Annotated in this window: 17 protein-coding genes; 6 read left to right on the top strand and 11 right to left on the bottom strand. The window is 53.8% G+C overall.

Going from position 1 to position 23253, the window contains the following annotated elements:
- Positions 1-98: 98 nt before the first annotated feature.
- Complete coding sequence (gene argP, locus G163CM_RS22135) at positions 99-992, top strand: DNA-binding transcriptional regulator ArgP (protein WP_015963109.1); 894 nt, start codon at positions 99-101, stop codon at positions 990-992.
- A 90-nt stretch (positions 993-1082) separates the two neighbouring features.
- On the opposite strand, the gene G163CM_RS22130 is transcribed toward argP, so the two are convergent.
- The 8 genes from G163CM_RS22130 to G163CM_RS22095 all read right to left on the bottom strand — a co-directional run bounded on the left by G163CM_RS22130 (position 1083) and on the right by G163CM_RS22095 (position 9610).
- A complete protein-coding gene (locus G163CM_RS22130; RefSeq protein ID WP_015963108.1) occupies positions 1083-1829 on the bottom strand; it encodes an oxidative stress defense protein in 747 nt (248 codons plus the stop codon).
- Between the two features lie 91 nt (positions 1830-1920).
- Positions 1921-2556: an arginine exporter ArgO gene (gene argO / locus G163CM_RS22125; protein ID WP_015963107.1), complete on the bottom strand. Its 636-nt coding sequence runs from the start codon at positions 2554-2556 to the stop codon at positions 1921-1923.
- Positions 2557-2691: 135 nt separating this feature from the next.
- A complete protein-coding gene (locus tag G163CM_RS22120; protein WP_015963106.1) occupies positions 2692-3549 on the bottom strand; it encodes a small-conductance mechanosensitive channel MscS in 858 nt (285 codons plus the stop codon).
- A gap of 123 nt (positions 3550-3672) precedes the next feature.
- Positions 3673-4605, bottom strand: coding sequence for an HTH-type transcriptional activator AllS (gene allS, locus G163CM_RS22115; RefSeq protein ID WP_231826305.1), 933 nt, complete (start codon positions 4603-4605; stop codon positions 3673-3675).
- Positions 4562-5395 (bottom strand): oxamate carbamoyltransferase subunit AllH family protein, encoded by an 834-nt coding sequence (locus G163CM_RS22110; protein ID WP_231826304.1) that lies wholly within the window; start codon positions 5393-5395, stop codon positions 4562-4564. Before G163CM_RS22110 ends, allS begins: the two co-directional genes overlap by 44 nt.
- Positions 5396-5434: 39 nt before the next feature.
- The gene (locus tag G163CM_RS22105; RefSeq protein WP_231826303.1) at positions 5435-6697 is read right to left on the bottom strand and encodes a YlbE family protein; all 1263 of its coding nucleotides are present in this window, start codon (positions 6695-6697) and stop codon (positions 5435-5437) included.
- A gap of 15 nt (positions 6698-6712) precedes the next feature.
- On the bottom strand, positions 6713-8374 hold the full coding sequence (locus G163CM_RS22100) for an acyl-CoA synthetase FdrA (protein ID WP_231826302.1): 1662 nt from the start codon (positions 8372-8374) through the stop codon (positions 6713-6715).
- A gap of 12 nt (positions 8375-8386) precedes the next feature.
- Positions 8387-9610, bottom strand: a complete 1224-nt coding sequence (locus G163CM_RS22095) for an MFS transporter (RefSeq protein WP_231826301.1) — start codon at positions 9608-9610, stop codon at positions 8387-8389.
- Between the two features lie 322 nt (positions 9611-9932).
- Between G163CM_RS22095 and G163CM_RS22090 the strand changes: the two genes are divergently transcribed.
- Positions 9933-10835: a carbamate kinase gene (locus G163CM_RS22090; RefSeq protein WP_231826300.1), complete on the top strand. Its 903-nt coding sequence runs from the start codon at positions 9933-9935 to the stop codon at positions 10833-10835.
- Between the two features lie 66 nt (positions 10836-10901).
- Here the strand turns inward: G163CM_RS22090 and fbaA are convergent, their stop codons facing one another.
- The 3 genes from fbaA to epd all read right to left on the bottom strand — a co-directional run bounded on the left by fbaA (position 10902) and on the right by epd (position 14310).
- Entirely contained in the window at positions 10902-11981 is a 1080-nt protein-coding gene (fbaA, locus tag G163CM_RS22085; RefSeq protein WP_015963099.1) for a class II fructose-bisphosphate aldolase, read from the bottom strand.
- 97 nt (positions 11982-12078) lie between these two features.
- The gene (gene pgk / locus G163CM_RS22080) at positions 12079-13242 is read right to left on the bottom strand and encodes a phosphoglycerate kinase (RefSeq protein ID WP_231826299.1); all 1164 of its coding nucleotides are present in this window, start codon (positions 13240-13242) and stop codon (positions 12079-12081) included.
- A gap of 48 nt (positions 13243-13290) precedes the next feature.
- On the bottom strand, positions 13291-14310 hold the full coding sequence (gene epd, locus G163CM_RS22075; protein ID WP_231826298.1) for an erythrose-4-phosphate dehydrogenase: 1020 nt from the start codon (positions 14308-14310) through the stop codon (positions 13291-13293).
- Between the two features lie 1461 nt (positions 14311-15771).
- On the opposite strand from epd, the gene G163CM_RS22070 reads away from it, so the two are divergent.
- From G163CM_RS22070 to G163CM_RS22055, 4 genes are read left to right on the top strand one after another with little or no spacing between them, the layout of a single operon-like run.
- Positions 15772-17403, top strand: coding sequence for a PTS transporter subunit EIIC (locus G163CM_RS22070; protein WP_231826297.1), 1632 nt, complete (start codon positions 15772-15774; stop codon positions 17401-17403).
- Complete coding sequence (locus G163CM_RS22065; RefSeq protein ID WP_231826296.1) at positions 17403-18611, top strand: CehA/McbA family metallohydrolase; 1209 nt, start codon at positions 17403-17405, stop codon at positions 18609-18611. Before G163CM_RS22070 ends, G163CM_RS22065 begins: the two co-directional genes overlap by 1 nt.
- Before the next feature lie 3 nt (positions 18612-18614).
- Positions 18615-20606, top strand: coding sequence for a DUF5054 domain-containing protein (locus tag G163CM_RS22060; protein ID WP_231826295.1), 1992 nt, complete (start codon positions 18615-18617; stop codon positions 20604-20606).
- Positions 20603-23176, top strand: coding sequence for a glycoside hydrolase family 38 N-terminal domain-containing protein (locus G163CM_RS22055; protein WP_231826294.1), 2574 nt, complete (start codon positions 20603-20605; stop codon positions 23174-23176). Before G163CM_RS22060 ends, G163CM_RS22055 begins: the two co-directional genes overlap by 4 nt.
- Positions 23177-23253: the final 77 nt, after the last annotated feature.

The following is a 23253-nucleotide window of genomic DNA, read 5'->3' as shown; positions in this document are numbered from 1 at the left end:
CGGGTTGTCGCATTGCGCCAGACACCAATTTCGTCTGTATCTGCCTGCAATTTATGTCATAGTGCGAGATAACGATTTTAGAGGAGCCCCTCAACGCAATGAAACGTCCTGACTACAGAACATTACAGGCGCTGGATGCGGTTATCCGGGAACGCGGCTTTGAGCGCGCAGCGCAAAAGCTTTGCATCACCCAGTCAGCCGTGTCGCAGAGAATTAAACAACTGGAAAATATGTTCGGGCAACCGTTGCTGGTGCGAACCGTTCCGCCACGCCCGACAGAACAAGGGCAAAAGCTGCTAGCGCTGCTGCGTCAGGTTGAGCTGCTGGAAGACGAGTGGCTGGGCGATGAGCAAACAGGTTCCACGCCGCTGCTACTGTCGCTGGCGGTCAACGCCGACAGTCTGGCGACCTGGCTACTGCCTGCGCTTGCCGATGTGCTGGTTAACTCGCCTATTCGCCTGAACTTGCAGGTAGAGGATGAAACGCGCACACAAGAACGCTTGCGTCGCGGTGAAGTGGTTGGCGCGGTGAGTATCCAACCGCAGGCGCTACCAAGCTGCCTGGTCGATCAGTTAGGCGCGCTGGACTATCTGTTTGTGGGTTCAAAAGCGTTTGCCGAGCGCTATTTCCCGAATGGCGTAACGCGTTCAGCGCTGCTCAAAGCACCTGCCGTGGCGTTCGACCATCTCGACGATATGCATCAGGCCTTCCTGCAACAAAACTTTGATTTGCCGCCGGGCAGCGTGCCGTGTCATATCGTGAATTCTTCAGAAGCGTTTGTGCAACTGGCGCGTCAGGGAACGACCTGCTGCATGATCCCGCATTTGCAGATTGAGAAAGAATTGGCTTCGGGTGAGCTGATTGACCTGACACCAGGTCTGTTCCAGCGTCGGATGCTGTACTGGCACCGCTTCGCGCCGGAAAGCCGCATGATGCGCAATGTGACGGATGCGCTGCTGGCCTACGGGCGTCGGGTATTGAGACAGGATTGAAGGTAAACGCCGGATGACGCTGCGCTTATCCGGCCTACCTGTAATAATGCGTAGGGTGGATAAGTGCAACGCCATCCGACATATCAACGATTATTGCGCTTTCGCAGGTGCCGCTGGCTGAGGCTGCGCCTGAGTCGGTTGCAGCTCAAACACCACGTCTACCTGGTCGCCAAACTGAATGGTCGGCTGTTCGTAAGTTTCTTCCGCTGATACCGGTGCGGCATCCGCTTTCATCATGCGAACCATCGGGCTCGGCTGATAGTTTGACACGTGATAACGCACGCTATACACCGGCCCCAGCTTGCTGTTAAAGCCTGCTGCCAGTTCTTTGGCCTGATGAATCGCATCATCAATCGCCGCTTTACGCGCTTTATCTTTGTAGGCATCCGGCTGAGCCACGCCCAGCGACACAGAACGAATTTCATTCAGGCCAGCTTTCAACGCGCCGTCCAGCAGCGAATTAAGCTTATCCAGCTGACGCAGGGTCACCTCAACGGTACGCACCGCGCGATAGCCTTTCAGAATGCTTTTGCCGTTCTGATAGTCATAATCAGGCTGAGTACGCAGATTGGCCGAGCTGATATCTTTCTTCGCTACGCCGTTTTGCTCAAGGAAGGAGAGGTACTGCGCCACACGCTGATCCGCCTGCTTCTTCGCCGTCGCCGCATCTTTCGCAGCAATATTCACTTCAATTGCCAGGGTGGCAATATCCGGGGTCGCATCTACGCTGGCCGTACCGGAGGTGACAATATGCGGGCCGTTAGGTAATTCATTCGCCTGTACCGACATCGCGCTCAAACCCATTAATGCTGTCAGCGCCATCACTTTAAACTTCACTGTCGTCTCTCCATGTTACGTTATCACCCGAAAATACAGGTACTCGCATCCAAGCTTAGCGCTTCAGATGCGAAAGTCCATCGGACAACGCTTAGTTGAACAAGGCGTGAACATGCCCGATGCCCTCTTTCGCCAGTTGGAAAGCGATAAACCACATTACGACACCAACCAGGGTGTTAATGATGCGCTGCGCTTTCGCGGTGCGCAGACGCGGCGCCAGCCAGGCGGCCAGCAGTGCCAGGCCGAAGAACCACAGGAACGAGGCGCTGACGGTGCCGAGAGCAAACCAGCGCTTAGGTTCCACATCAAGCTGTCCGCCAAGGCTGCCCAGCACCACAAACGTATCGAGATAAACATGCGGATTCAGCCAGGTCACCGCCAGCATGGTGGCGACAATTTTCCAGCGGCCCTGCTTGAGCACTTCGGCGCTGGCAAGCTCCAGATTACTGCTCATCGCCGTTTTCAATGCGCCATAGCCATACCACAGCAGGAACGCCACCCCACCCCAGGTCACTAACGCCAGCAGCCACGGCGACTGCATCAGCAATGCGCTGCCGCCAAATATGCCAGCGCAAATGAGCAGCAGATCGCTAACGGCGCAAAGCAGCGCAATCATGATGTGGTACTGACGACGTATGCCCTGGTTCATCACAAAAGCGTTCTGTGGCCCGAGGGGAAGGATCATGGCAGCGCCAAGTGCAAGGCCTTGAAAATAGTAAGATATCACGAGATTTTATCCTGAGCAGTGTCTGTTTACGGCAGACTATAGCGCGGGATAATCATTAGCGGAAATTGATAATTTTAATCGCTTATAAGACAGGCTAATAATGGCGGAGCAACGCTCCGCCATCGGCAGGGAACGTTATTCAGCGTCTTCTTTCACGCGTTTGAAATTAACGTCCATCTGCGGATACGGGAAGCTAATACCGGCGGCATCAAACTCACGTTTAACGCGTTCCAGCACATCCCAGTACACGTTTTGCAGGTCGCCGCTGTTACTCCAGACGCGCACCACAAAGTTAATTGACGATGCGCCCAGCTCATTCAGACGCACGGTCATTTCGCGATCTTTCAAAATACGCTCGTCGGACTGGATGATATTGGTGAGAATGGATTTCACCTGATCGATATCGGAATCATACGCCACGCCAATGATAAATTCGTTGCGGCGCACCGGCTCACGGGAGAAGTTAATGATATTACCGGCAATAATTTTTCCGTTCGGGATCACCACAATTTTACCGTCGACGGTGCGCATGGTGGTGGAGAAAATCTGCACATTCAGCACGGTACCGGCTACGCCGCCCAGGTCAACATACTCGCCCGCACGGAACGGACGGAACATCACCAGCAGCACGCCCGCCGCCAGGTTGGAGAGGGAGCCTTGCAACGCCAGACCAACGGCTAAGCCCGCGGCACCCAGCACCGCAATTACCGAGGCGGTCTGAACGCCTACACGTCCCAGCGCGGCAATCAGCGTAAACGCGATAATCGCATAGCGAACCAGCGCAGAAAGGAAATCCGCCACGGTGGCGTCAATATGACGCGCACGCATCAGACGGTTTACGGTGTTAGAGACCAGGCGCGCGATGATCATCCCGACGATGATAATCGCGATGGCCGCGACGATATTCACGGCATAACTGAGCAACAGCGCCTGGTTGCGCACCAGCCAGGTGCCCGCCCCATTGATGCTGTCGACAACGTTTAAATCTTCCATTCAAACTCCCCGAAAATAAAAAATTGTGAGTTGGCTCTCACGAAAAATGACTATTTAAAGGTAAACAAAAAGCGTCAAATATGCCATTTTTCAATATGATTCAGGGAATATAGGGTGGTTTATTCAGACTCCAGCGGGGCGATCGACCATCCGCAGGAAGCCGCTCACTAACGCATTTCGCTGCTTAAAAACTTCTGCAATTTCGCTCACTACCTTGCCGCTGCCGGCATTCTTCCAGGCAATGGAAAGCGGTGAAGGCTGGCGTGGATGAGCAACCTCACGCGCCACCAGCGCCCCCGATTCCACATAGGGGCGACACATCCGCTCCGGTAGAAAACCGACGCCAAGGCCGCTTAGATGACACGCCAGTTTGGTGCTGAGGTCGGGCACCTTAATCTCTTTTTGTCCGCTCAGTAGCCACGCCACGCGGCGCGTCAGGGTTCGTGAGGTATCTTCGATATTAATAGCGGGATAACGCCGCAGCACATCATCCGAAAGCAGCTCAGCAGGATGAGTGGCAAGCGGATGGGTAGCCGCCACCACAAACTGCCAGCTGATATCGCCCAGCGGCAGTAATGAAATATTATTGGAAAGCGACTCTGAACCGGTGACACCTATCGCCAGTTGAAAATCGTCATACAGCAGTGAGTCCCACACACCCATGTAGACCTGGCGGGAAATCTGAAAGCGGGTAAAAGGAAACTGTTGATGCAGCCAGGTCAGCAGGTCCGCCGTGGTCTGTGGTTGGTATAGCAGGTTATTGATAACAATATTCACCTGTCGTTCAACGCCCGCGTTGATTTGCTGTAGCTCATCCGGCATGGCATCCAGCCAGTTGAGCCACTGGCGGCAGTGTTCGAGTAAATGTTGCCCGGCGCGAGTGAGGCTGACGGAGCGGGTGGTGCGTAAAAAAAGTTGCGTGCCGACCTGCTCTTCCAGCGTCTTAATGCGATAGCTGATCGCTGCCGGCGTTTTATGCAGCGAGCTGGCTGCACGAGAAAAACTCTCCGTTTCAGCAACCCGAATAAACGTGCGTATTGTTTCCTGATCGAGCATGCACTCTCCTTGATTCCCATTGCCGCAAAACCTGTTGCGCCATCGCCATTCCCAGTAACGTATCCGCGCCGGAAGTATGTCCAACGTTCAGCAAACGCTGTACCGCATACTGCACGCTGCGCGTGGATTGCCAGCGCCGTAACAACCTTAACACTGGCGTTGAAAACGTGCCGTGACGTGCGCTGTTAAGATAGCGACAGCTTACCGAAGTTGTGAGATGCGCGAGTTGATCCGCCGGGGGTAAAAAAGGACGCGGTGATGAGGTGTGACCTGTCGCATACAGCACAGCAAGCGCCCCAATTAGCATATCGTCACCGGCTGGCGTCAGGCCGGGGCCGCAGCCAATCAACCATGACCAGTCCAGCGTTTCACCCTTTAGCCAGTGTTCCAGTTCCTGCGTAAAACGGTCAAAAATCGGCATTGCTGCCAGTGGCTGATTCAGCGCGCCGCACAAACCACTCAGATGAGGCGAGACATGCACGTTATCCTGCCTGAGTTCAGCAACTTCCGGGGTTAACGAAAGCACGCGACGCGGGCGAATCAAAATATCAGCCCCCCAAAGCAGATTGCCCTGCTTGATAAGTCGCGTAAGGTGAGAACAGGCGGCAAAATGACGGGTAGTGAGCAATACGCCCGCCGGGCCCATACCTTTGCCGAAGCGAAAAAGCGTTAAGAGTGTATCATCCGGGCGACAGTAGTTTATTGCCTGTGAGAAGCGGCTATGCAACCTCCATTCACCATCGGGTAAATGAGATAACCCGGCGCACGCCTGAGCATTAATGATTTTCATCAGCAGCACTCCGGGGCGGCAATGCCGCCCCTTCTCTTGTTACGCGGTGATGTGGTGCAGCTCCGCCAGCGCTTCCAGCGCTTTCTCGAAGCAGAGCAGCGGCGCACGTACGGTGCCCGCGCCAACCTGACCAATCCCCGCCTCGCGGTGTGCAATGCCGGTGTTAATCAACGGCGTGATGCCCGTTTCTACGACACGGCGGATATCCAACCCCAGGCATGCGCCTTTAAAATCCCAGGAAGGGATCTGGAACAGCGGGTTGTGATCGAGATAAATCTCCGCCATCTCTTCGGATGTCTCCAGCGCAGCACCCATTCCCCCCGCCCCCACAAAGCGGGTTACGCCGGGTGCCGCAATCATCGCCGCACCACCAATACCCAGCGTTTCAGTGATCGCGCTATCACCAATATCCGGGTTAGCATCCGCCTGGCTGTAGCCGGTGAAGAAAAGCCCCTGCGGCGTATTCACTGGCGCGGTAAACCAGCGATCGCCGGTGCCGCTCACGCGTATACCAAAGTCGCGACCGTTACGCGTCATCGCCGTTACCACCGAGCCCGCTTTAATCACCGCTGCGGCGTCCATCACCGCCTTGCTGTATGCCATCGCCAGATTAAGGAAGAACTGATCGGTAACGCTAAGGAACTGTAATACCTCAATGACTTCGGCTTTAGGGCGATCCAGGCCCGCGATCGCCGGAGATAGCGTGCGTAGCAGCAGTGAAGAAGCGGCGATATTACGCTGATGGAATTCATCGCCCATGGTGATGGCCTGTGCCATCAGCGCGGTGAGATCGACGCCGTTTTCCAGTTTGCTAATCGCATCCTGAAGTACCGGGGCCAGGGTATCGCGCATCCAGCGCAAACGTTGCTGGACGTCGTCGCCGTAGGCACCAAAGCGCATCACCTTGCCAATGCCTTCGTTCAGGTTGCAGCAAGCGTGATTTCCATGGACCACATCTTTCACCACCAGAACGGGCATATTTGCAGAAGTAATGCCGCCCATTGGGCCTACAGCGCCCACATGGTGACAAGGGATAAACTCTACTTCGCCCTGACCAAGCAAACGCACAGCCTCTTCTTCCGTGGCAGCCCAGCCTTCAAACAGCGATGCCCCAATACAGGCGCCACGCATCGGCCCGGTCATCTCTTCCCACGCAATTGGCGGCCCGGCGTGAAGCAGCTTGCGGCCTGAAGCCAGCGTCGTAACAACCTCTTTAGCCGGGCGAACGGCTACCCAGTGCGGGCGGGCAGCTTTAATGCGTTCAATGATGGCTTCGTTAGCCTGTGCAATTGATGAATACATATCCGTACCTCTAACTTAATGTAACTGTTTGAGAAGACTGGCAAGATGCGCGTTGCCGCCAGCAACAGGCGCCCACTGATAGTGCACAACAGGTGTGCCGCTGCTTTGCAGATCCAGCGCGAAGCTGCGTAAACCGGCGTTGATGACCTGCACGCCGTCCAGCAGCGGGTAGTGTTTTTCTGCCGGGTGGCTTTCCTGGTGATGCGTCAGGCTTATGGCGAGGAGAATCGCCTCTTCGAGGGTCTCGACGACCGCAACGCCCGCTTCACGAAGTTTTTCGCTTTGTGCTGTGCGGCCCTGCGGATCGCCTTCGGTGCCCGTCAGTGTGGCGATAGTGACCAGCGGCGCAGTTCGGCGCGCGCGCACCTGTTCCAGTGTCTGAACCACCGCTCCCGCAGGGTCTTCACAGGCTCCGTAGCCAAGCACCACATCCAGTAGCAGCACGCCAACATCCGGTAGGGCGGCCAGTTTTTCGATTTCAATACTGCGGGTGGTCGGGTCAATCATCGGATGTGGCCTGCCGAGGGTGTAGCTGTCATCCCCCAGGTCAACAATCCGATGACCGCCCGCGTCCAGCATCACGCCTTGCGCGTGGCTTTCACTCACCGGCACATTTAACCCCGCAGAGAGAAGCATCGCCGCTTCCGCCGCCAGGGTTCCCCCGGCATACAGCCCATAAATACCTTTGCCCGCCACTTCCGGTTGAATCTGCCGCTGCCGCGCGACGCGCATCAGCAACACCGCCAGACGCGCGGCTTCAGACAATGAGTTAGCCAGCCAGACGTTTCCTTCACGGCGCTGCTCCGGCTTACTGCCAAGGAAGAGCGCCACGACGGGTTTCCCGACGTTCTGCATCGCGGCGATAATCCGCGTGCGAACCTGTGGTGATGGAGGTTTCGAGACAAAGGCAATCACCTGAGTCGCCTCATCAGAGGCCAGCATCTCAAGCGCGGTTAATGCGCTGATACCGCCGATGTCGGCACTTAAGTCTCGCCCACCAAGCCCAATCGCATGACTGATACCCTGTTGATGTAAGGCCACCTGCGAGGTAATCTCCTGAATCCCCGTACCCGATGCGCCAATCACGCCAATGCCCCCTTCCGGCAGCACGTTAGCGAAAGCCAGCGGGCTCCCGGCAATCATCGCGGTACCGCAGTCTGGCCCCATGACGATGAGCCCGCGTTCACGCGCCAGCGTTTTCAGTTCCATCTCTTGCGTCAACGGGACGTTATCGGAAAACAACATCACGTTTTTACCTGCCAGCAGCCCTTCTTTCGCGACCGAGGCGGCGTACTCTCCGGCCACCGAGACCAGCAACAGGTTAGCCTGGGGTAATTTCTGACACGCACTTTCCCAACGACGGGCTTTCAGCAATTGTTGCGAGCTACCTGATGCACTGGCAATGGCGCTGAGTTCTTTCTCCAGTTGCTCACGGATTAGATCCATAATCGCCGGTTGTTCCGTTTCAGTACGCACCGCCACGCAGATGTCGTTAGGTGTGGCTTCAGCGAAGTCGTCATGCCAGAAACCGGTAGATTCCAGCATCGATTTATTCGCGGGCGTGCCCATCATTACCGATACCTGATCCACTTCCGGACGTTCACTCAGTTTGCGGGAAATAATCATCAGGCTGACGGAGTCCTGAAAACTTCCCTTTTTAATAAAGGCGTAAATCATTACCGCTACCTCTTATGTACGTTTTTCTTTTAAAAACAGCATGGCGACCAGGCCGATAGCCAATAAAACAGCAGAAACATAGAAACTGGAGGCCAGACTTCCGGTCATATCTCGCGCCGCACCGGCAATAATCGGTGCAAGAATAGATGAGCTCATACCGATGAAATTAAATAAACCAAAGGCGGTACTGTAATTATTTTCATCCACGCTATCGGCCACCAGCGCGACCAATACCGGGTCAAGTGCCAGTTTGCCTACCAGCCCATAAACGCACAGGGCGACAATGACGCCGGTCATATTTGGCATCCAGACGATAGACAGCATGCTGAGAATGGCAACCGGTACCAGGAACATGATTAAGGGTTTACGCTTGCCTAATTTATCTGACAGGCTGGAGAATAACAGCGCACCAGGAATGGAGATCCACGCAACCAGTGATGAAATAAATCCTGTTTCACTACCGGCAATACCGCGTTCATTTTGCAAATAATAGGGAAGCCAGGTCAGAATAACGAAGAAACCAAACAGGCTACAGAACACCATGATATAGGTAAGAATTAAATTACGGTTCTTCAGGAGGTCGCTAAACTTACCTTTTTTAATCGGCTTACCGTCAACTTCAGTGGTGCGTTTCTTCTCTTTAACAAAGAACCAGATTGCCAGTCCGACGAGTACGGAAGGCACCGCCATCGCGTAGAACGGCATCCTCCAGGAATGGCCCTGATCGTAAACCAGCCAGCTTGAGGTCATCAGGCCCAGCGCAATACCAAACGCCATACCACTGTTGATGATGGCGCTACCCAGCGAGCGGAATTTTTTCGGGATTTGCTCTGAAGATAAGCCGTACTGCGGGCCATAATAGGTTCCCTCGCCCGCGCCTGTGACCACGCGGGCAAACAGTAATGTGTACCAGCTTTTTGCCCAGCCCGTTACCGCAGTAAAGACGCCGAACAAAATAAATCCAGGCACCAACACTTTTTTCTTACCGATTTTATCGCCGAGGATCCCCGCGGGAACCTGCAATAAGGCGTAAGAAAAATAGAATACTGAATTAAGAATACCTAACTGTGTTCCCGTTAAGCCGAACTCTTTTTCCAGTTCGCCCATAACCGGATTAAGAACGGTACGGTCGGCATACATAAAAATCCAGCCCAGCCAGAACAGGAATACGGTGACCCACCAGGCCGGTATTCCTTTTCTTTTTGTGACATCAGTCACTTCACATGAATCAGACATAAGTGAACTCCCGGTAATCATTACCGCTGAATGCCTCTGTCAGGAGGCTTGATGTTTAAACTGACCTAACCATATCGGGGTTAAGTGAGTTTTCATTTGAGCAAAGTCACACTAAAACCATTGTTATAAATTCCTGGTAACTCACCGCATAATTATTAAAAAAAGTCTAATAATCACTTTTAAATTTAGTTATATAAAAACAATTAAAATGGCAGAGATTAACAAGTTATTTTTCGTGATAATTAAATCATTATCGCCATCACAGTGAATAGAAATGGAAAAACTATATTGAGCGCGACATCATCTATTTTGTGAGGCAACAATGAAAAAGAAACTGGTCATTGCCCTTGGCGGCAATGCGTTATTACAGCGTGGTGAGATCCTCAGCGCTGAGAATCAGCAAAAAAGCATTCAACTCTTTTCCCAAATGGTAGCGCAGCTGGCGCGTGATTATCAGTTGGTGATCGTTCACGGCAACGGCCCGCAGGTGGGACTGCTGGCCTTGCAGAATGCTGCCTACCAGGATGCGCCTGCCTGGCCGCTGGATATCCTGGTTGCCGAAAGCCAGGGGATGATTGGTTTTGCGATTGCGCAGGAGCTCACGGCTAACAGCAGCGCACCGGTCACCACGCTGATGACTCGCGTAGAAGTTGATCCGAATGACCCTGCGTTTGCATCGCCGGGCAAATATATCGGTCCTGTTTATCCGCCAGAACAACAAGCTGAACTTCAGGCGCGCTATGGCTGGCAAATGAAGCCTGACGGCCAGTATATCCGCCGCGTGGTCGCCTCCCCTGCGCCGTTGAAAATTATCGATAGCGAGGCGATCCGCACGCTAATGAATGACGGGCATCTGGTGATTTGCTGTGGGGGCGGCGGGATTCCGGTCGTTGAAAAAGAGGTCGGCTATCAGGGTATCGAAGCCGTAATTGATAAAGATTTGACGGCAGCCGTGCTGGCCCAGGCAATCAGCGCCGACCATCTGCTGATTCTAACCGATGCCGATGCGGTGTACGAAAATTGGGGAACGCCACAGGCCCGCGCTTTACGTCAGGTTACCCCTGGAGAACTGGCGCCGTTCGCCGCACCGGATGGGGCGATGGGGCCAAAAGCCGCTGCGGTCATTCAGTTTGTAAAGCAAACAGGCAATGCGGCGTTTATTGGCGCGCTGAAAGATGCACCACAGATACTTGCAGGGAAAAAAGGCACCTGTATTTCAGACTAACGTGCTGGTTTCACGCAAAAAAAAGGCTTCCCGAAGGAAGCCTTTTATCATTCACGCAGCATCAAATTACAGAACGTCAACCGCGTTCAGTTCTTTGAAAGCCTGCTCCAGACGAGCGCTCATGCTGGTCTGGCCAGCGCGCAGCCACACGCGCGGATCGTAGTATTTTTTGTTCGGCTGGTCTTCGCCTTTCGGGTTGCCCAGCTGGCCCTGCAGGTAAGCTTCGTTGGTTTTGTAGTAGTTCAGAATACCTTCCCAGGTCGCCCATTGGGTATCGGTATCGATGTTCATTTTCACTACACCGTAGCTTACAGAGTCTTTGATTTCCTGAGCAGAAGAACCGGAACCGCCGTGGAAGACGAAGTTCAGGCTGTTGTGCGGCAGGTTGTGTTTCTTAGAAACATAGTCCTGAGAATCACGCAGGATGGTCGGGGTCAGAACCACGTTACCTGGTTTGTATACGCCGTGTACGTTACCGAAGGAAGCGGCGATGGTGAAACGCGGGCTGATTTTGCTCAGTTCAGTGTACGCGTAATCTACGTCTTCCGGCTGGGTGTACAGTGCAGAAGCGTCCATGTGGCTGTTGTCCACGCCGTCTTCTTCACCACCGGTGCAACCCAGTTCGATTTCCAGAGTCATGCCCATTTTGGACATACGCGCCAGGTATTTGGAGCAGATTTCGATGTTTTCGTGCAGAGACTCTTCAGACAGGTCGATCATGTGAGAAGAGAACAGCGGTTTGCCGGTAGCAGCGAAGTGTTTTTCACCCGCGTCCAGCAGGCCGTCGATCCACGGCAGCAGTTTTTTCGCGCAGTGGTCAGTGTGCAGAATAACCGGAACACCGTAGTGCTCAGCCATCTGGTGAACGTGATGCGCGCCAGAGATAGCGCCCAGGATTGCTGCACCCTGCGGAACGTCAGTTTTCACGCCTTTACCGGCAATGAATGCTGCACCACCGTTGGAGAACTGAACGATAACCGGTGCTTTAACTTTAGCAGCGGTTTCCAGAACGGCGTTGATGGAGTCGGTGCCCACGCAGTTTACTGCTGGCAGTGCAAAGTTGTTTTCTTTTGCTACCTGGAACACTTTCTGAACGTCATCACCAGTGATAACACCAGGTTTTACGAAATCAAAAATTTTAGACATGTTTACGAGTCCTATCTGTATCTTCGGCCGTTAGAAAAAGAAGCGCGAGCTATGTAGCGCGCTGAAAAACAGGCGGGTTTCCCCGCCTGCTCAAACATTACTTCTTAGCGCGCTCTTCGAGCATTGCAACTGCTGGTAGTACTTTGCCTTCCACGAATTCGAGGAATGCGCCGCCACCAGTGGAGATGTAGGAGATTTTGTCAGAGATACCGAACAGGTCGATTGCAGCCAGAGTATCGCCGCCGCCTGCGATGGAGAACGCGTCGCTGTCTGCGATAGCGTTAGCCACGATTTCAGTACCTTTACGGAAGTTCGGGAATTCAAACACGCCAACCGGACCATTCCACAGGATGGTTTTCGCGTTTTTCAGAATCTCAGCCAGCTGCTGTGCAGATGCGTCGCCGATATCCAGGATCTGCTCGTCTTCTTTCACGTCAGATACGGATTTCAGGGTCGCTGCCGCAGTTTCGGAGAACTCGGTTGCCACGCGCACATCAGTCGGAACCGGAATGTCGCAGGTGGTCAGCAGACGTTTGGCTTCATCAACCAGGTCAGCTTCATACAGGGATTTACCGACGTTGTGGCCCTGAGCGGCAACGAAGGTGTTCGCGATACCACCGCCAACGATCAGCTGGTCAGCGATTTTAGACAGAGAGTCCAGAACGGTCAGTTTGGTAGACACTTTAGAGCCACCAACGATAGCCACCATCGGGCGAGCAGGTTCTTTCAGTGCTTTACCCAGCGCGTCCAGTTCAGCGGCCAGCAGCGGGCCTGCGCACGCAACGTCAGCGAATTTGCCGATACCGTGAGTAGAAGCCTGCGCACGGTGAGCGGTACCGAAAGCATCCATGACGAATACGTCGCACAGCGCAGCGTATTTTTTGGACAGTGCTTCGTCGTCTTTTTTCTCGCCTTTGTTGAAGCGAACGTTTTCCAGAACAACCAGTTCACCTGCAGCAACTTCTACGCCGTCCAGGTAATCTTTAACCAGACGTACCGGGTTAGACAGTTTGTCTTTCAGGTAATTAACAACCGGCAGCAGAGAGAATTCTTCGTTGTACTCGCCTTCGGTCGGACGACCCAGGTGGGAGGTTACCATCACTTTCGCGCCTTGTTTCAGGGCCAGCTCGATGGTCGGCAGGGAAGCACGGATACGCGCGTCGCTGGTTACTTTCCCTTCTTTAACTGGTACGTTCAGATCCGCACGGATAAAAACACGTTTACCAGCAAGATCCAGATCGGTCATCTTAATTACAGACATGGTGAATCCTCTCGTTGATTCATAAAGTTTTGCAGACGCATTCGCGTCCTACCTGAAACCTTGTGCGGCCATCGCTAACGTGGTGTCGAGCATTCGGTTAGCAAAGCCCCATTCGTTATCGCACCAGACCAGTGTTTTGATCAGATGCGCGCCACTCACTCGCGTCTGCGTGCCATCAACAATGGCGCTGTGCGGATCGTGGTTAAAATCTGTTGAGACCAACGGTAATTCCGTATAGTCAACTATACCATGAAATGCATCCCGTGCTGCTTTTTGCAGCAACTGGTTGACTTCATTAGCGTTTACCGGATTTTTTACCGTTACGCTAAGATCGATTGCCGTGACGTTAATGGTCGGTACACGCACCGCAATCGCTTCGAATCGATCGTTAAACTGCGGGAAAATACGCGTAATCCCTGCAGCAAGCTTCGTATCGACCGGAATGATCGACTGACTTGCGGCGCGTGTGCGGCGCAGGTCCGGGTGATACGCGTCAATCACCTGCTGATCGTGCATCGCGGAGTGAATCGTCGTCACCGTTCCCGATTCAATGCCCCAGGCATCATCCAACAATTTTATGATGGGGATTATGCAATTCGTGGTACAGGAGGCATTGGAGACAATACGATGTTCAGGACGTAACGCGTCATGGTTTACACCATAAACCACCGTTGCGTCGAGGTCGTTGCTACCGGGATGTGAAAAGAGCACCTTCTTCGCGCCTGCGGCGATATGTGCTTCGCCGTCAGCGCGACTACCGAACACGCCGGTACAATCGAGCACCACATCAACCGACAGTTCGCGCCAGGGCAGCGCGTTAATCTCGCGCTCGTGCAGAAGACGAATGCTGTCGTCGCCAACAAACAACTGTTCCCGTTCCTGGCGAACGTCCCAGGCAAAACGGCCATGGCTGGTGTCATATTTCAATAAGTGTGCGATGCCCGCAGCATCCGCCAGTTCATTGATTGCCACCACGGTGATTTCCGCACGGCGTCCGGATTCATACAAAGCACGAACCACGTTACGCCCAATGCGACCGAAGCCATTAATCGCTACGCGTACGGTCATAGGTCTCCTGCAAGGTCATCCCAAAGCAATGTGGCTGACAGAGTAATGCAGCAATTCATTCCGGGAAACCTTACCTGCCACAAACAGTGACTGATTGGTCAAATGTCGAACACTTCATCAACTGAAACGCTTCAGCCAGAATAAGCGAAAGCCGGAATAAAAGGAATGATTGTCCAGACAAACGCACCAGGAATCTGACATACATCACATTTCTACAGGAATAATTTGCAGCGTTATGCCAGAAGGAGTCGGGCGATGGAATAAAGACCGAGTACGGAATCAGACTATCTCTGAATGAGTGATTAGGCGAAATGAAGGGTAAAATTTGCTCGTCGATGCGTAAGTCATCGGCAGGTGCAACGGCGCGGGGACTTTTTCCGTGCGGCTCCTTGCACTGGAAAAAGAAAACCCCCGTCGTTGCGGTATAAAAACAGGCAAACTACGGGGGTGATCCATGACTCTCAACAGGTCTAGGATAGCCGCTGACGCTTGCCGCTTCAAGCAGGATGTGCGGTATGGATATATTGAAATTCGCCGTACTGATGGTTGTACTTCATTTAATTGTATCGTCAATGATACATCACGATTTACAACCCTCTTTGGTTAATCGCGTTATGTATACGCAGAGCGAAGGAGGAATGCCACACCGCTGTTCGTAATTTGAAACTGGCTAACGTTGCCCCTTGATTAGCCCCGCTCCAGCGGGGCTTTTCTAAAATATCTCTTATTTCTAATAATATCCGAATTCAGACATTCTAAATAAAAGCGACAAATAACCAACGCGAGTAAAATTTGTGTGTTGGTGAATGTTCATCGACAGGTGCAACGGCGCGGGGGAACTTTTTCCGTGCGGCTCCTTGCACTGAAAAAAGAAAACCCCCGTCGTTGCGGTATAAAAACAGGCAAACTACGGGGGTGATCCATGACTCCAAACAGTTCTAGGATAGCCGCTGACGCTTGCCGCTTCAAGCAGGATTTGCGGTATGGATATTCTGAAATTCGCCGTACTGATGGTTGTAATTCATATAACAGTATCGTCAATGATACATGATGATTTACACCCCTCGCCGATTCATCGCGTTATTTATACGCTAAGCGATGGAGGGGTTCCGTACCGTTACTCTTAATTTGAAACTGGCTAACGTTGTACCTGACTAGCCCCGCTTCGGCGGGGCTTTTCTTTGAAAGAAATAAATTCGCACTATTCATAGATACCTTCAATATTTATTTATCGTCGTGTCTGTCACACAATCCCGTTTTTACGATGATAAACTCCTCATTCGGTTTTAAATAAACACAGCAGCCATGCGGCCCGCATGATAACTAATAATTATTAGCGACATCAATAAAAACCACGCTAATTACATTTATAAAATAAATATAAAACCTCTGAAGGCCGTGAATAAAAATAGAGGAATTCATCCGAGTTATCGTCGGACGAACTATTCACAAGGATAATTTATGAAGCAGCAGATGCAAATGATTGGCCAGGCCATGCTGGTCCCCATATCAATTATCACCATCGGCTCCATGTTTATGGGCTTTGGGAGTGCCTTCACGAATACAGAAACCCTTGCAGCGTTGCATCTCTCCTCGCTTATCAGCAAAGGTTCGCCTGGATACATCGCCTTTAGCGTCATGAAAGCCACCGGCGATGTGGTCTTTCGCAATCTTCCGCTCTTCTTCTCCATCGGCGTCGCTTTCGGGTTGGCAAAGAAAGAGAAAGCCTGGGCCGCGTTTTCCGGCGCGGTATGCTTTATGGCGATGCATTACATCCTCAACACGCTGCTGGATTCCCAGGGCATCAGCGCGCAAACCACCACCGCAGACTGGTTTATCACTCAGCAGCACATGGACCCCGTCTCCGCCGTGCAGAAGGCCTCTATCTATACCACCGAACTGGGTATGTTCACCTATCGCATGAGCGTTTTCGGTGGGATGGCGGTTGGCCTGACCACCGCCTGGCTGCATAATCGTTTATACAACGTGAAGCTTCCGCTGGTGCTTTCATTCTTTGCCGGTACGCGAACGGTACCCATCGTTACGCTGGTTGTTGGAGCGTTGATGGGCGTGGCGCTCTATTTTATCTGGCCGCCCATCGGCTGGATGCTGGCACAGTTCAGTAAAATGATCGGCGATTCCGGTCTGTTCGGCACCTTTATCTGGGCCATTGCCGATAAATCGCTTCTGCCCGTCGGGCTGCACCACCTCATCACCACGCCTATCCGCCTGACCGAACTCGGCGGGACGATGGAGATTTGCGGCAACCTGGTCAGTGGCACCACCAATATTTATATGGCGCAGCTGGGATGTGAGTCCTCGCACGAGCTACTGGTACGCGGTTTCCAGTCTGGCCGCGTGGTGATTCACTTCGGTGCGTTGCCGGGTGCCGCACTGGCGATGTACCACTGTTCACGCTCAAGTCATAAAAAAGTGGTCGCCGGCTTACTGCTCCCCGTCGTCGCAACCATGATGCTGTTTGGCATCACCGAGCCCATTGAATACACCTTTTTGTTCGTCGCGCCGTGGCTGTTCTACTTTGTGCACGTACCGCTGACCGGCCTGATTTTTGTTTTGTCAGAAATGGCGAACATTTCCGTGTATGGCGGTTGCCTGAAGGACATTCTTCCCGTTCTGCTCCAGCCGGATAAACTCGATATGTGGGGCTACCTGTGGCTGACCCCGCTCTTCTTCGCCGTTTATTATTTTTTATTCCGCTATCTGATTACGCGCTTCAACGTGATGACCCCAGGCCGCGAAGAGGGCTCCGCCGCAGACGAAGACGTCAGGCTGTTCAGTAAGCAAGATTTTAAAGACAAAACAAACGCCAGCACGGCGCAAAGCAGCCTTTTTGCCCAGCAGATTATTGATGCCCTGGGTGGCCCACAAAATATTTCGCAGTTCGATAACTGTATTTCCCGACTACGCGTCGAGGTCATTGACCCGGCTCGCGTCGCCAGCGATGACGTCTGGAAAAAAAGCCTGCGCGCGAAAGGCGTCGTCCACGTCAGTGAGAAAGGCCTGCAAGTCATTTATGGCGCGGAAGTGGTCATGATCGCGGGCGACTGCAAAGAACTGCTGGGGGAAGCGTAATGGAATCCACTACCCTGCACCAATCCGTTGTGGTTCATCCCTATGACGAGAAACAGCTCAGGCCCGTCACCTTTGAAGTGAACGACGAGGTTGAGCGGCTGATTATCAGCTACCGTTTTAGCGAAGGTAATGTGGTGGATTTGGGCCTCGCGCGCGGCGAGGAGATCATTGGCTGGAGCGGCGGCGCACGAAAAGAGCTGATTATCAGCGAATCTTTCGCCACGCCGGGCTATCTCCACACGCCCATCACTACGGGAACCTGGTCAGTTCTGCTCGGTCTGTACAAAATTCGTGGCGAATGCCGCATCGATATCGACATTACCTTCCAGCGCAAAACGCCCCGCTGGCTGACGGGCGATACGCATATTCACTCGGAACACAGCGATGGCAAGCTTTCCGTAGAGGCGCTAATTGAGCGCGCAATGGGGCTGAACTTCGATTTCCTGTGCCTGACCGATCACAACACCACCACGCAGAACCGGGTGATTGCCGGGATGAACGCGCCGCTGACGCTGATTCCCGGTATGGAACTAACCACCGATCGCGGGCACGTGAATTTTCTTGGTCTGACGCAGCCCGTTGAACGCTTCCTTCCGCATTTTAGCGAACAGGATATTACGGCCAAAATGGATGAGGCTCGCCGCAACGGCGCACGTATTGGCATCAATCACCCTTTCTGCCACTACTGCCCCTGGATGCTGCCGTTTCGCGGCCACGATTGGCTGGAACTGTGGAATGGCCCGTGGGATGCCACGGGCAATGAGATGACCTTCCAGTACTGGTTACAGCTGCTGTACGACGGCATCAGGATGCCGGTCACCGCAGGCAGCGATTTCCATAAAGAGAAAGGTCAGATCCTGCCGCGCATCAGCGTACGGGCGCAAAGCGCCGAGCGCGAGGATATCTTGCGTGGCCTTGAACGTGGGCAAAGTTACCTGCAAAGCGACAGTGAAACCCGGCTAAACCGTTTTGTCATGGGCACTGCAGGTATCGGCGACACCGCTGACAGCGCCCTGCTTCAGGTCAATCTCGATACCCGCCCCGACAATCAGGTGCTGCTTTATACGCAGAAGAAAATCTATCTGCTCAACAACCGTAACGGCCATATCAATCAGGAAGTGGATTGCAGCGACAGCGCGTTTGCTTTTCTGCGGGTCAACCGCGAACAGACGGCTCAGTTGATTACCAACCCCATTTTCAGGGAGTGAAAAATGAAACGCGTACACATTATCTATAAAACGCATCTGGATATCGGCTTCACCGATTTTGCCCAGGTGATTGAAGATAAATATCTGAATGAGTTTATTCCGTCAGTTATCAATCTTGCCCAGCAGGTGAACCGCGACGGGCAAAAAAACTTTATCTGGAGCTGCGGCTCCTGGCTGATTCAGCGCTATTTCCAGAAAGCGGATCGCCCTTCTCAGGTGCGCCTTGCTGAGGCAATTAACCAGGGTGATATCGTCTGGCATGCGTTACCGTTCACCACGCACAGCGAATTGCTGACGCCACAATTGTTACAGCATGGCCTTTCATACAGCCAGGCGCTGGATGCACGTTTCGGGCGTCACACCATCGCCGCGAAAATGACGGACGTTCCAGGCCATCCGCAAACGTTGATTCCGTGGCTTGCTGATGCAGGCGTTCGTTACCTGCATCTTGGCGTTAACCCGGCATCCTGCCCGCCCGATGTGCCGCCGCTGTTCCTGTGGAAATATGGCGATCGGAGCCTTATCGTTAACTACTCCTTCGGCGGCTACGGTAATGAAACCTGGTGCGAAGCGCTGGATGAGCTGCTGGTCTTCTGCCATGCGGAAGACAACTGCTCGCCGCCCTCGGCAAGTGATGTGTTGCAGCTTATCGACCGCTACCGGGAGCGCTATCCGGAGGCGGAAGTCAGCGCATCCACGCTCGATAATTTCGCCGCGCGGCTGGAAACCGTGCGCCATACGCTGCCGGTGATTGAAGCTGAAATGGGTGACACCTGGAACCACGGTATCGGCACCGACCCGGCGAAGGTCAGCCGCTACCGCCGGGTAACAAACCTGCTTGCACAGATGCCGCAGCCCAATCCGCAGGCGCTGGATGCGCTGCTGATGATCCCGGAACACACCTGGGGCATGGATCTCAAACTGCATCTTGGTGATTACAGCCACTATCTGCCAGAAGAGTTCGATTGCGCACGTAAAGCCGACAACGTTACCGATCCGATGCCAGAGAAATACACATTTATTCAGCAGTTTGTCGATAAACTCCCGCACCGCAAAATTAAAGGTTACCGCCATTTTGCCCGTTCGTGGCAGGAGCAGCGAAACTATCTGGAAAGCGCGTTTACCCATCTTCCCGACGCGCTGGTGCTGGCAAGCCAGCCCGCGCCCGTTGAAGTGGAAGGTGACGTTACCGCTTCTCGCGCGTTCCGCTTTGGTGATTACACCCTTTCGCTGGCGCAGGATGGCAGCCTGGCGTCGTTGCAGATAGGTGAAACTGAACAGCTTCAGGCTCCCTTTGGACGGCTGATTTACCGTCAGGTGGGTTATCAGGAGTATGACCAGTTCCGCGAGCGCTATATGCAAAACATGGAGGTGACCTCCGTCTGGTCGCTCTCGGATTTCACCAAGCCCGGCATGGAGCTTTCTTCTCGCCCGATCACTACACAACGGGCGGAATTTGCGCTACATCAGGCACGCTGGCGTGAAGACGATGATGCCTGGTATTTACAGGCGATAACGCGCCCGACGCCGGACAACGCCGCAATGATCATCCGTCTGCCGGAGGAAATCCGCACCGAATACCGTTTTAGTAAAATCCGCCACGATGTCACCCTGCGCGTCAGTATCATTGGCAAACAGGCTAATCGCCTGCCGGAAGAAGTCTGGCTGCAACTGGGCCTCGCCGACACACAGCACAGCCAGTGTCACAAGCTGGGCTATCCGCTGAACTGGCATAACGTCATTAAAAACGGCAACCGCAACCTGCACGCCGTCGAGTCGGCCAGCACCGCGAACTGGACGCTTAGTCCAATCGATGCCCCGCTGCTGGCATTGTTCGAACCGCGCGTACTCTGTTTTAACGATCACCCGCACACCAGCACCAGCCTTTACGGTCAGCTTTACAACAACATCTGGGGCACCAATTTTCCGATGTGGTATGAGGAAGATATTCACATTGAATATCAATTGCATTTCCACATGGGAGAAACCGCATGAGCGACGCCCGCACCATCCACGCGGTCTCGCATACCCACTGGGACCGCGAATGGTATTTCTCGACGCTTGATACCCAGCTCTTTGCCCTTAAGGCATTCAGCGAACTCATCGAAGCGCTGGAGAACAACCCACGTTTCGTTTTTCATCTTGATGGGCAAAGCTCAATTTTCGATGATTTCATCCGCCTCAGGCCAGAAATGGCCGACCGCGCCAGGGTACTGGTCGCGCAGAAAAGGTTGCTGATTGGCCCGTGGTACACCCAGCCGGATCTCTTCAACATCAGCACCGAATCACTGTTCCGCAATCTGCGCATCGGTATTCATCACGCCAGACAGGCGGGCTATTGCATGCAGGTGCTCTATCTGCCCGATACCTTCGGCAGCCACGCGCAGCTCCCGCAAATCGCCCGCGCGTTTGGCCTACCCGCTATTTTGCTGCGTCGTGGTTATGATCCTAACGTGATGGGCCCGACAGAGCTCAACTGGGAAGCGCTGAACGGCGATTGCGTGACCACCGTCATCACGCCGTTTGGCTATTCACTGGCGCACCCGGAACGCGGCGGACGCTGGCGAAATTTCTCTCGCCATCATCTGGATGAAGAGACGTTCCCGCTGATCGCGCGAATGAAAACCTTAACAGCATCGGAAGATCTTCTCTGCCCGATCGGCGGCGATCAGGTCAGCTGTGACGCAGATTTTGATCGGCTTATCGAAGAGATCAACCATCACAGTGACGATCGCTGGGAAGTGAGCAGCTACGAACGCTTCTTTGCCACCTTAGACGGCAAAACCTTGCCGCACTGGCGTGGGGAGTTTCGCATCCCGCGCCTTGCACGCGTGCACAAAAGCATTGGCTCATCACGCTACGACATTAAAAAAGCCAACTTCGATACCGAAGAGATCCTGACCCATCTGGCAGAACCGATGCTGGCAATAGCCCGTTTGAACGGCATCGCCCACGGTGACGCGCTGCTCGAACAGGCGTGGCGCTGGCTGCTGGAAAGCCACGCTCACGACAGCATGGGCGGCTGCAATAGCGATGAAACCAACCGCGATATCCTTCACCGCTGCCGCCAGGCGCAACAGATCGGCGAGGCGATTTACAGCCTCCACGCGCGGCAGATTCTGGCGAACCTCGCGCCAGAGCAAAACTACCGCTTCCTGCTCAGCAATGGAACCAGCAGCCCAACCGTCACGGCACGCCAGCAAACGCTGATTACGCCGGAAGCCAGCTTCAGCGTGCTTGATGAAACGGGCAAACCGCTGCAGGTTGTGTTACGTCAACAGCGAAAAATCCAGCACCCGCGCCATGTGTTACTCACCCCGGATGGCGAAGTCGAAACCGAACAGCAGGCGTGGTACTACGAAAATGTGGTGGACATCCTTAATGCGCCAGTTCCGCCGCTAGGTCTGGCGCTATTCTTTGTTGCTCCAGCCCCTGCACCACAGCCTTTGCTCGCCAACGCGCCGGAAGCGACGGCGATTGAAAATGCGAACTATCGTCTGAGCCTGCACCGCAACACGCTGCGCCTGGAGGACAAAATTCAGGGCCGCGTACTGGAACCGCTGCTTCATCTTCACGACGTTAGCGAAGACGGCGATCTTTATGACTTTTCACCTCTTCCCGGCGACGAAGGCCTGATCTTTTCGGCGTTTCAGCGCGTTGCAATACTCAGTCACCCGGCGCATCAGGAGATGCACCTGCGGGCTACGCTCAACTTGCCAGAAGGTCTGAACGACGATCGCCGCACGCGTAGTGAAAACACACGATCTGTCGCCGTAGAACTGATCGTTACGCTCGAAGATGACGTCATCCGTTTTGCCATGAGCGTTGATAACCAGGTGCGCGAGCATCGCCTGCAGCTACGTTTTAACAGTGGAAACGTCATCACCGCCGTAAACGCCGACGTGCCATTCGGCTCAATCGCGCGCGAAAACCAGTCCATTAGCAGCGCAGCGGGTTTCGCCGAAATGCCTGTCGACACCGAACCGTTTATGCACCAACTGAGCGCACATCCGGACTTCCACTTCTTTGCTCGTGGCCTGAAAGAGTATGAATACCACGGGCAGGAATTGCGGGTGACGCTGTTTCGCGGCACCGGTAATCTTGGCAAAGATGATCTGCTCTATCGTCCGGGGCGCGCTTCCGGGCAGCGTATGGCAACGCCAGAAGGCAACCTCATTGGCAAACTGTATTTTGAATTTGCACTCTGCCTGGCACCGCTAACGCCAGCCCAGCTCGCCATTCATCAGCAACACTACAGCTTCTCGCCTGTACTCTGGCAATGGCAGCAGGATCGCCGCTGTCTGCATCGGCTGGATAACTTTGATTTGCATATTCCGCAGCAGGAAATGGCGCGGTTAAAAATTCTGGACGCGCTACCAGAAGGATTCATCGTCAGTGGCGTCGATGTGTTGTACGGGCAAACGCTGGTGCGACTTTACAACCCTTCCGCCGAGGAATTACCGATTCCCGCGCCGTGGCGACCGTACCTGTGTAACGCCATGGGCGAGCCGGAGGAGAAAACCCGGTTACGGGCTTACGATCACTTAACACTTAAAGTGCAGTAAAAAGGGATTGCCCGGTCGTTTTACCGCAGACCGGGCTTCCCTTTATGAATTCTGAAAGTGCTCTGGCGAGCTTTAAT

The sequence above is a fragment of the Pseudocitrobacter corydidari genome (genome assembly GCF_021172065.1).
Taxonomy (GTDB): Bacteria; Pseudomonadota; Gammaproteobacteria; order Enterobacterales; family Enterobacteriaceae; genus Pseudocitrobacter; species Pseudocitrobacter corydidari.
Note: the sequence above shows the minus strand (reverse complement) of the source record. Positions and strands in the feature narration are given on the sequence as shown.